Source organism: Mycolicibacterium pallens (assembly GCF_019456675.1).
Classification (GTDB): domain Bacteria; phylum Actinomycetota; class Actinomycetes; order Mycobacteriales; family Mycobacteriaceae; genus Mycobacterium; species Mycobacterium crocinum.
This window is the reverse complement of record NZ_CP080333.1, coordinates 3,351,456-3,361,162: the sequence shown is the minus strand read 5'-3', so window position 1 is coordinate 3,361,162 and position 9,707 is coordinate 3,351,456. Positions and strand designations below refer to the sequence as shown.

The 9,707-nt window shown below is 66.6% G+C and carries 8 protein-coding genes and 1 pseudogene; 7 read left to right on the top strand and 2 right to left on the bottom strand.

Annotated elements, in window-relative coordinates; genetic code table 11:
- Positions 1-3 precede the first annotated feature (3 nt).
- The 7 genes and pseudogenes from K0O64_RS16525 to dtd all read left to right on the top strand — a co-directional run bounded on the left by K0O64_RS16525 (position 4) and on the right by dtd (position 7,621).
- Entirely contained in the window at positions 4-921 is a 918-nt protein-coding gene (locus tag K0O64_RS16525; protein WP_071949783.1) for an acyl-CoA dehydrogenase family protein, read from the top strand.
- Positions 918-1,835 (top strand): Gfo/Idh/MocA family protein, encoded by a 918-nt coding sequence (locus tag K0O64_RS16520; protein ID WP_071944127.1) that lies wholly within the window; start codon positions 918-920, stop codon positions 1,833-1,835. Before K0O64_RS16525 ends, K0O64_RS16520 begins: the two co-directional genes overlap by 4 nt.
- Positions 1,832-2,998: an acyl-CoA dehydrogenase family protein gene (locus tag K0O64_RS16515; RefSeq protein WP_071944129.1), complete on the top strand. Its 1,167-nt coding sequence runs from the start codon at positions 1,832-1,834 to the stop codon at positions 2,996-2,998. The genes K0O64_RS16520 and K0O64_RS16515 overlap by 4 nt, the downstream gene beginning before the upstream one ends.
- Complete coding sequence (locus tag K0O64_RS16510) at positions 2,998-3,945, top strand: acyl-CoA dehydrogenase family protein (protein WP_071944131.1); 948 nt, start codon at positions 2,998-3,000, stop codon at positions 3,943-3,945. Before K0O64_RS16515 ends, K0O64_RS16510 begins: the two co-directional genes overlap by 1 nt.
- A gap of 19 nt (positions 3,946-3,964) precedes the next feature.
- Positions 3,965-5,678 (top strand): annotated as a pseudogene (locus tag K0O64_RS16505) (thiamine pyrophosphate-binding protein).
- Positions 5,679-5,716: 38 nt separating this feature from the next.
- Positions 5,717-7,153 (top strand): aldehyde dehydrogenase family protein, encoded by a 1,437-nt coding sequence (locus K0O64_RS16500; RefSeq protein ID WP_071944133.1) that lies wholly within the window; start codon positions 5,717-5,719, stop codon positions 7,151-7,153.
- A gap of 36 nt (positions 7,154-7,189) precedes the next feature.
- Positions 7,190-7,621: a D-aminoacyl-tRNA deacylase gene (gene dtd / locus K0O64_RS16495; protein WP_071944135.1), complete on the top strand. Its 432-nt coding sequence runs from the start codon at positions 7,190-7,192 to the stop codon at positions 7,619-7,621.
- Here the strand turns inward: dtd and K0O64_RS16490 are convergent.
- Positions 7,599-8,873 carry an MFS transporter gene (locus K0O64_RS16490; protein WP_225933469.1) on the bottom strand — a complete coding sequence of 425 codons (1,275 nt, stop codon included), beginning with the start codon at positions 8,871-8,873 and terminating at the stop codon, positions 7,599-7,601. The two genes, dtd and K0O64_RS16490, sit on opposite strands and share 23 nt — an antisense overlap.
- 136 nt (positions 8,874-9,009) lie before the next feature.
- Positions 9,010-9,675 carry a hypothetical protein gene (locus K0O64_RS16485; protein WP_071944137.1) on the bottom strand — a complete coding sequence of 222 codons (666 nt, stop codon included), beginning with the start codon at positions 9,673-9,675 and terminating at the stop codon, positions 9,010-9,012.
- Positions 9,676-9,707: the final 32 nt, after the last annotated feature.

The window sequence follows — 9,707 nt, the reverse complement described above, 5'->3', positions numbered from 1 at the left end:
TCGATGGTGCTGGACCTCAGCGAGGACGCCAGAGAATTTGGGCGCCAGGCACTTCGGGCGCTGGAGGCCGCGGGCGGTGACCAGCTCGTGCAGCAGGCCGAGGCCAAACCGGACATTCGAGAATCGCTCGTCGGACCGGTCCTCGCCGGCCTCGGTGCCTGGGAGCTCGACCCACGAACCGACGTCGACGGACTGGAAGCCGCGGCGGCTCTGTGCCGCAGCGCAGGCTACTGGGCGGCGCCCTACCCGGTGGCCGAGCGCCTGGCCGCCCCGACCGACCTCGACGTCGACGGCCTGGTGGTTGTCGCGGACACCAGGCCATCGGCTGCCCTGGCCGGACTCGACTCCCGTTGGGCCGCTGTGACATTGGCTGGTGTACGGACCCACGTCACCGGTCACGCCGCGACCGGGTCGGCCTTCGTCACCGAACTGCAGCTGGCGGCAATCGATGAGAACGGGGCGGGGGACGTCGCCCTGGCGCTGACGCTGCCATGTTGGACGCTGCTGGGCATGCTGGATCGCGCGATCGAGTTGACCCTTGCGCATGTGAGCCTGCGTAAGCAGTTCGGTCAGACGCTGTCGTCGTTTCAGAGCGTCCAGTTTCAGCTCACCGACGCCGAAGTCGAGCGCAGCGGGTTGGACATTCTCGCCAAGTACACGCTGTGGAGCATCGGTAACGGCAGCGCCGATGCGCTCACCGACGCGCTCGCCCTGCGCATGGCGGCTCTCGAAGCCGCCGAGACCGTGTTTCGGGTCTGCCATCAGCTGCACGGTGCGGTCGGGTTCTGTGACGAGACGACGCTGTCGTGGCTCTCGCGCTACAGCCAGCCGCTACGGCGGCTCCCGTTGGGTCTGTCCGCCACGCGAGATCTGCTGGCACGCAGAGCCGGCGGAACCGGGCTGAAAGGACTGTTCGCATGAGGGTGGTGGTGATCGGCACCGGTTTCGGCAAGCACGCCGCTGCGCCGGTGTATGAAAGTCTCGGCGCGGACGTCGAAGTGGTCAGCCCGCGTGACGATTCCGCGGTGGAGGCCGCTCTGGCGTCCGGGGTCGACCTGGTGTCCGTCCACTCGCCGCCGTTCATGCACCTCGACCATGTGAACGCCGCGATTGACCGCGGCCTGGCCGTGCTGTGTGACAAACCGTTCGGCCGCAACGCAGCCGAAGCCGAGGCGATGCGTGATCGCGCCCGCGATGCCGGAGTGCTGCACTTCCTGAACTTCGAGTTCCGCTTCACCGAGGCGTGGGCGAAGCTCAAGCAGCTGGCCGACGACGGAATGATCGGCACGCCAGCGCATTTGAATTGGACTTTTTACGGCAGCGGGATGCGTGGGCGGCCGTACGGCTGGATCAACGACCGGGAGCGTGGCGGCGGTTGGATCGGCGCCTACGGCTCGCACCTCATCGACTTCACGCGGTGGTTGTTCGCCAGCGAGGTCGCCGACTGCGGGGGTGTCACGCGTATCGACGGGTCGCCGCCGGAGGCGACCGCCGAGGACGCCTACTCGGCATGGTTCCGGATGGCCAACGGCTGCACCGCCACCCACGACACCGCATTTGCCGGGGCGGTGCCGCTGGCCCCGCGTGCGGCGCTGCTCGGCAGCGCCGGGTCCATCGAGCTGACGGCTGACACCACGCTCGTCGTGTATCGGCCCAAACAGGATCCGGAGACTTATCAATTTCCGCCCGCGCCACGGCGGTCGCCGCCTCCCGCGTTGTCGTCGTTTCTCGGCATGGTCGTCGAGGCGGTACGGACCGGCGCACAGATCGCTCCATCGTTCGACGACGGGGTGGCGGTAGCCCATGCCATGGACCGGCTGCGGGCCAACTCATGACGAACCTGGAGGACTTCCGGATTGAAGTTCGGGCGTGGTGCGAGACCCACGTGCCCACCGACTGGCGAACCACCCAAACCGGGGCGTCTGATCGCGAATTCGTCGCGTTCCAGAAGGCCTGGTTCGCCGAACTGCACGCGGCCGGCTTCGCAGTTCCGCACTGGCCGGCGCAGTGGGGCGGCGGCATGCCGGTCGATCAGCAGATCGTGCTGTACTCCGAACTCGCCGCGCACGATGCCCCGCGACTGGTCCTGGCTTTTGTCGGCATTCATCACGCCGCATCCACCCTGTTGGTGGCGGGCACCGAGGAACAGCGTCAACGTCACCTCCCCGCGATCCTGGACGGCGAGATCTGGGTGCAGGGCTTCTCCGAACCCGAAGCCGGATCCGATCTGGCGGGCCTTCGTACCACGGCCCGGCGGGTGAACGACACCTATGTGGTGAACGGTCAAAAGATCTGGGCCAGTGGGGGATTGCACGCCGACTGGTGTCTGCTACTGGCCCGGACCGATCCCGACGCCCCGAAACGGCGCGGCATCTCGTATTTCCTGCTGGACATGACTACGCCGGGGATCGAGGTGCGGCCGATCCGCAACGCCGTCGGCGAATCGCACTTCTGCGAGATCTTCCTCGACGACGTGGTGATCCCCGCGGCCAACCTCATCGGTGCGGAGAACGAAGGCTGGCAGGTCGCCCAGGCCACCTTGGGCGCCGAACGCGGTATGACGATGCTGGAGCTGGCCGAGCGCCTGGGCAATGCGGGCTTTCGGTGGCTGGTGCAGGCCTGTCAGCCGGTCGACGATGCACTGGTCGCCGACCGTCTGGCGCAGTTCGAGATCGAGATCGCCGGGCTGCGCGGGTTGTGCCGCGACCTCGTGCTCAGCCACGACACCGGCGGTGTCGGAGCGGCGGACGCGTCGGTGGTGAAGTTGTTCTACAGCGAACTGCTGCAGCGCATGACCGATTTCGGCGCCGAGATCGGCGGCCTTGCCGCTCACACCACGCTCACCAAACCGGCCTCCAGCGGCTGGGAGTCGGGCTCGTGGATGCTGGACTTCATCGGCTCCTGGGAGTGGACGATTCCGGGCGGAGCCAGCGAGATCCAGCGCACGATCATCGCCGAACGCGGGCTGGGATTGCCGCGCGAACCGAGTGTGACTTGATGGTGGGCGAGTTCGACGAGTTTCACGCCGAGCTGCGTTCGGTGGCAGGTGATCTGCTCGCGAAGGACAGGGCGGTCGAGTGGGCCGCGCTCGCCGACGCGGGCTGGGTCGGACTGGAAGTGCCCGAGCAGTTCGGTGGCGCCGGCGCGACGTTCGCCGAGGTGGCCGTCATCTGCGAGGAGATGGGCCGAGCGGCCAGCTCCACCAACTTCCTCGGCAGCGCCGTCCTGGCCGTCGGCGTGCTGAACAGTCTGGCGCCCAGCGACACTCGTGACCGGCTGCTCACCAAGGTGGCGGCCGGCGCCACCCGGGTGGCCGTCGCCGTCGAACCGTTCGACTTCGTGCCCGATGCCGAGGGCGCCGACACGGTTATGGTGGTCACCGATGACGGGGTCACCGAGGCGACGGTGACCGTCGCCCCGCAGCCGGTACTCGACGAAACCCGCAGGCTGGCCCGGGTAAGCGTCGAACAGTACTCGGACACCTTGGCATTCACCGACGAGTCCGCCGTGCGCCGACTGCACGAACGCGCCGCTGTCGCGATCGCCTGCGACAGCCTGGGCGTGGCCGAGGCCATGCTCGCCGCGACCGTCGCCTACGTAAAGGTGCGCCACCAATTCGACCGGGCCATCGGCTCCTTCCAGGCGGTCAAACACGCCTGTGCCGACATGTACGTGAAGATCGCGGTGTCGCGGCAACTGGTGGACGCCGCGGTTCACGCCGTAGCCACGGACGGGGCCGACGCGAAAGTTGCTGCGGCAATGGCCAAGTCGTATGCCTGCAGCACTGCTGTCGACGTCGCCGGGAAGGCCATGCAATTGCATGGCGGCATCGGCTACACGTGGGAAAGCGGGATCCACGTCTATCTCAAGCGCGCCGCGCTCAACCGCTCGCTGTTCGGCTCACCGGCCGCGCATCGGCACGAACTCGCTCAACGCTATCTATAACGGAATCAAGGAGTTTCGCATGGGTGTACCGGTTTACAAACGCATTCTCGACCTGTTCGAGGCCGAGGGTGTGAACACACTCTTCGGCATCCCGGACCCAAACTTCGTGCATATGTTCACCGAGGCCGAGGCGCGCGGCTGGTCGGTCGTGGCGCCGCACCATGAGCTCAGCGCAGGCTTCATGGCCGAGGCCGCGTCCCGGATGACGGGCAAGCCCGGCTTGTGCATCGGCACGCTCGGCCCCGGGATGGCGAATATCGCCGGCGCCATCCAGTGCGCACTCGTTGAGAACTCACCGGTCATCTTCCTGGGCGGTCAGCGGGCCCGCGTCACCGAGCGCCGGGTCCGCCGCGGACGCATCCAATTCGTCCAGCAGGAACCACTTTTCGCCGCGTCGGTGAAGTACAGCTCGTCGATCGAGTACGCCGACCAGACCGACGAAATCATTCACGAGGCCATCCGCAAGGCGATGTCGGGCACCCCGGGTCCCACCTATGTCGAATTCCCGTCGCACGTCATCCTCGAAGAGCTCGACGTCGATGCCGCGCCGCCGCCGTCGGCCTACCGGCTGGTGAACCAGGGCGCGGGCAGTCGCGAGGTGGCCGAGGCAGCCGCGCTGATCCGGGAAGCCAAAAGCCCGGTGCTGCTGGTCGGTCACGGTGTGCACACCTCCCGCACCCAGCAGGAGGTCAAGGAACTGGCCGAGCTGATGGCCTGCCCGGTGATCCAGACCTCGGGCGGTACCTCGTTCATCCCCGGGCTGCAGGACCGCACGTTCCCGTACCTATTCTCCCCGGCCGCCAACGAGGCCGTCGAAGAATCTGACCTGTGTGTCGCCCTCGGGACCGAGCTCGGTGAGCCCATGCACTACGGCAAGACCCAGCACTGGGCCGCGGGCAACGCGAACCGCAAATGGGTGATGGTGGAGCAGGACCCGACCGCGATCGGTGTCAACCGGCCCGTCGACGTAGCGCTGGTCGGCGACCTGCGTGGCGTGGTGCCGCAGCTGGTCGAGGCCCTGCGGGACAACCCACGTTCGCCGTCACCGAATCTCGAGACGCTGATCAAGGCCGATGCTGCAGAGCTGGTCCGGGTGGCCGAGGAGGCGCCGAGCGGGCGCACCCCGGTGCACCCGGCGCGCTACGTGGTCGAGGCGACCAAGGCATTCGACGAACTCGACGACGGCATCCTGGTGCGTGACGGCGGTGCGACCGTGATCTTCCAATGGACCTATTCGCAGACCAAGCCGCGCGATGTGATCTGGAATCAGAACTTCGGCCACCTCGGCACCGGTCTGCCGTACGCCGTGGGCGCTTCGGTCGCCGAGGGGGGGCACGCGCCCGGTCATGCTGCTCACCAGCGACTCGGCGTTTCTGTTCCACGTCGCCGAGCTGGAGACCGCGGCCCGGCTGAACCTGCCGCTGGTGTGCGTGGTGGGCGTCGACCACCAGTGGGGCCTCGAGGTCGGCGTCTACAAGCGGACCTTCTCCCAGCCGTCGCCGCAGCCGGGGGTGCACTGGAGCAAGGACGTCCGGATGGACAAGATCGCCGAGGGCTTCGGGTGCCACGGTGAGTATGTGGAAAAGGAGGAGGAGATCGGCCCGGCGATCGCCCGCGCCTACGCCAGTGGCAAAGTCGGCGTGGTGCACGTGTGCATCGACCCGAAGGCCAACTCCGAGGAGATGCCGAAGTACGACCGTTTCAGGACCTGGTATGCCGAAGGCACCCAATAACGACCACGGGCGGGCAAGGATTGAGGAGGATGAGAGCCATGCGTGAATATCTGAAGTTCTACATCGATGGCCAGTGGGTGGACCCAATCGAGCTGAAGACTCTCGACGTCGACAACCCGACCACCGAGCAGGTCGGCGGCAAGATCGCGATCGGCAGCGAAGCCGATGTCGACAAGGCGGTCAAGGCCGCTCGCAAGGCGTTCAACACCTGGGCACAGTCGACGCGCGAAGAGCGCCTCGAGGTACTGGAAGCGGTGCTGGCCGAATACCAGAAGCGCGCCGGTGACTTGGGCGACGCGGTGCACGAGGAGATGGGCGCGCCGCCCTCGCTGGCGTCGGGCTCCCAGGTGATGATGGGCATGCTGCAGCTGTCCACCGCCATCGACGTGCTGAAGAACTACTCCTTCGAGGAGCAGAAGGGTGCCACCCTGGTCGCCAAGGAGCCGATCGGGGTATGCGGGCTGATCACCCCGTGGAACTGGCCGATCAACCAGATCGCTTGCAAGGTGTTCCCCGCCCTGGCCGCCGGTTGCACGATGGTGCTCAAGCCGTCGGAGGTCGCGCCCTTCAGCGGGCAGATCTTCACCGAGGTCATGGATGCGGCGGGCGTGCCTGCCGGGGTCTACAACATGGTCTTCGGTGACGGGCCGGGCGTCGGCACCGCCCTGTCCAGCCACCCCGGCATCGACATGGTGTCGTTCACCGGATCGACGCGGGCCGGTATCGAGGTCGCGCGCAACGCGGCACCGACGGTCAAGCGGGTGGCTCAGGAACTCGGCGGCAAGAGCCCGAATATCGTGCTCGACGACGACGCCTTCGCACAGAGCGTTGCGGCCGGTGTCTCGGTGATGATGGTGAACTCCGGCCAGAGCTGTAACGCCCCATCTCGGATGCTGGTGCCGAATTCGCGGCTCGACGAGGCCGTCACAGTGGCTCGCGCGACCGCCGAAGGGGTCAAAGTCGCTGACCTGTCCGACAATTCGGCGATCGGTCCGGTGGCATCGAAGATGCAGTTCGAGAAGGTTCAGGGTTTGATCCAGAAGGGTATCGAGGAGGGCGCGACTGTGGTCGCCGGCGGCCCCGGCCGCCCCGACGGCATCGACACCGGGTATTACGTGCGCCCCACCGTGTTCGCCGACGTGAACAACGACATGACGATCGCCCGCGAGGAGATCTTCGGGCCGGTGGTGTGCATCCTCGGCTACGACGATCTGGATCAAGCCATCGAGATCGGCAATGACACCGACTACGGCCTCTATGGTTACGTCTCGGGCGCTGATCTGGAACAGGCCCGCGCCCTGGCCCGCCGGATCCGCGCAGGCACGGTGACCATCAACCACGCGTTCGACATCACCGCGCCGTTCGGCGGCTACAAGCAGAGCGGTAACGGTCGCGAATGGGGCGAGGAGGGACTCGACGAGTTCCTCGAGTCCAAGGCCATCCTGGGTTATGCGCCGGCCGGCACGGGGGAGTAGCGCGGGCCTGACTGTCTCGCACTAGCATCGGCACCCATGCGAGTGCTGGTGCAACGGGTCACCTCGGCGTCGGTGTCGGTGGGTGGTGACGTGGTCGGTGAGATCCGGCCGTCCGGTCAGGGCCTGTTGGCTCTGGTGGGTGTCACCCATTCCGACACCGATGCCGTTGCTCGACGGATGGCCGAAAAGCTCTGGCAATTGCGGATTCTCGACGACGAGCGGTCGGCCGCCGACACCGGCGCGCCGATCCTGGTGATCAGTCAGTTCACGCTGTACGCCAACACCGTGAAGGGGCGCAGGCCGAGTTGGAACGCGGCGGCGCCGGGGTCGGTCGCCGAACCGCTCGTCACGGTGTTCGCCGATGCGTTGCGGGAGTTGGGTGCCCACGTCGAAACCGGGGTGTTCGGCGCGGACATGAAAGTCTCGCTGATCAACGACGGCCCCGTCACGGTGCTGCTGGAACTGTGACCCCAAGCTCCTGCAGGGGCTTGCCTTTCGTCTCCCGAATCGTCAGCACCGTGGCCAGCGACACGACCGCGGCGATGATCACGTAAATGCCTGCGGCATAAGCGTTGCCGGTGCGGGCGGCCAGCCACGTCACCACGTACGGTGTGGTGCCGCCGAACACGGCCACCGAGACGTTGTAGCCGATCGAGAGTCCGCTGTAGCGCAGGCGGGTGGCGAACAGCTCGGCCGCCACCGCCAGCGACACCGAGACGAACACCGCCTCGATCGCGGCCAGCAGACAGTGCGCCAGCACGGCGTAGGCCAGTGACCCCGAATTCAGCATCACGAACGCCGGATACGACAGCGCGACGAAGCCGACCGCGCCGGCAATCAGCAGCGGCCGTCTGCCGATCCGGTCCGACAAGGCCGCCAGCGGCAGGATGAGTGCCAGCGCGACGACGCTGGCCGTGGTGATCGAGACGAACGACGCCGTCTTGGAGAAATGCAGCGTCTTGATGAAATAGGTTGGCAGGTAGGTGAACACGACGTAGAACGCGACGTTGTGGATGATCATCAGGCCGATGACCTGGAGGATCGGCCGCCACGCAGTAGTGACGGCCTCCCGCAGCGGTGATGCGGCCACCTCGTCGGCTTCGGACAGTTCGGCGAAGGCCGGAGTGTCGTGCAGTCGTAGCCGGATGTAGAGGCCCACCAGGCCCAGCGGGCCGGCCAGCAGGAACGGAATCCGCCAGCCGTAGCTCTCCATGGCGCCGGTCGGAAGGAGCGTCGTCAGCAGGGTCACGGTGACCGAACCGAGCAGGAAGCCCAGCACCGCCGACCAGACCAGGAACCCGACCACCAGTCCGCGACGGCGGTCGGTCGCGAATTCCGCGAGATAGCATGCGCCACCGCCATATTCGCCGCCGGAGGAGAATCCCTGCAGGCAGCGCAACAGCAACAGCAACAGCGGAGACGCCACCCCTACGGCGGCGTAGGTGGGCAACATGCCGATCAACAGCGTTGAGCCGGACATCAACAGGATCACCACGGCCAGCACCCGCTGACGGCCGATGCGATCACCCAGCGGGCCGAAGAAGAACCCGCCCAGCGGGCGCATGAAGAACGCGGCGGCGAAGATCGCGAAGGTGTTCAACAGCGCGGCTGTTTCATTGCCGGGCGGGAAGAACTTGACCGAGATGATCGTGGCGAGGAAGCCGTAGATCGCGAAGTCGTACCACTCGACGGCGTTTCCGATCGACGCCCCGACGATCACCCGGCGAAGGGGGGATGTGTTCGCTATGTGATCATCGCTGGGCAAAGTGCGTTCTCCTGCAATCGAAGTCACCAGCACGATAACGATAATCGCGGCGAACGTCGGCCGATTGCAGACCGCGCGGGCGCGGCCGGGTTCAGAACCGCATGCCGCCGCTCACTCGCGTCGCCGTCACCTGCGTCGAATCGATATTCGCGCTCCATGTTCCGAACTGCATCGGCGGTGCCTGCCGCATCTGCTGATCGATACGCATCTGCCGGACCTGCTCGAGATGCTGCTGCTGCTGGGCCGCCAGCGCGTCGGTCACCTTGTGATCGCCGGGGGCGCTGTTGTTCATCACGCCGGTCATCGTGTGGTCCGGCCGCACCACCCACGATGCGCGCGAGGAGTTCATCGTCGCGGTGTAGATACCTGCGGGAGCGGCGGCGGGTGCGGCGCTGAAAGCGTGCGGCGCCGAGGCGTCGTTCATGGTGAGCGTGCCGCGCAATGCCGAACCGTCGTAGGTGGCGTCGATCCGGTCGGCGTACATCGATGTCATGCTCATTTTGCCGCCCTGCTGGGACCCGAAGAACCATGCCTCCTCGTCTGTTCCGTTCGTTGCGTAGCCGACGACCTTGTCGCCGTCGACGGTCACCGCCAGCGTCATCGGCGGCTCGTCCTGGGCGGCCATGTCGACGATGAAGGTTCCGTCGGAGGGCATCGTGACCGCGTTTGCCTGACCGGCTGCCAAGCCGACGACCGCGGCGACATTGACGATCGCCAGACCAATTCCCATGGCGATGGCGCGAGTGGTCGGTTTCATGTCGAGGTAACTCCTTGATGCACTGGCACCCG

What these genes read in the sequence shown, in the direction of transcription:
- K0O64_RS16525 (WP_071949783.1), top strand. Translation starts at nt 4, where the DNA reads ATGGTGCTGGACCTCAGCGAGGACGCCAGAGAATTTGGGCGCCAGGCA.
- K0O64_RS16520 (WP_071944127.1), top strand. Translation starts at nt 918, where the DNA reads ATGAGGGTGGTGGTGATCGGCACCGGTTTCGGCAAGCACGCCGCTGCG.
- K0O64_RS16515 (WP_071944129.1), top strand. Translation starts at nt 1,832, where the DNA reads ATGACGAACCTGGAGGACTTCCGGATTGAAGTTCGGGCGTGGTGCGAG.
- K0O64_RS16510 (WP_071944131.1), top strand. Translation starts at nt 2,998, where the DNA reads ATGGTGGGCGAGTTCGACGAGTTTCACGCCGAGCTGCGTTCGGTGGCA.
- K0O64_RS16500 (WP_071944133.1), top strand. Translation starts at nt 5,717, where the DNA reads ATGCGTGAATATCTGAAGTTCTACATCGATGGCCAGTGGGTGGACCCA.
- dtd (WP_071944135.1), top strand. Translation starts at nt 7,190, where the DNA reads ATGCGAGTGCTGGTGCAACGGGTCACCTCGGCGTCGGTGTCGGTGGGT.
- K0O64_RS16485 (WP_071944137.1), bottom strand. Translation starts at nt 9,675, where the DNA reads ATGAAACCGACCACTCGCGCCATCGCCATGGGAATTGGTCTGGCGATC.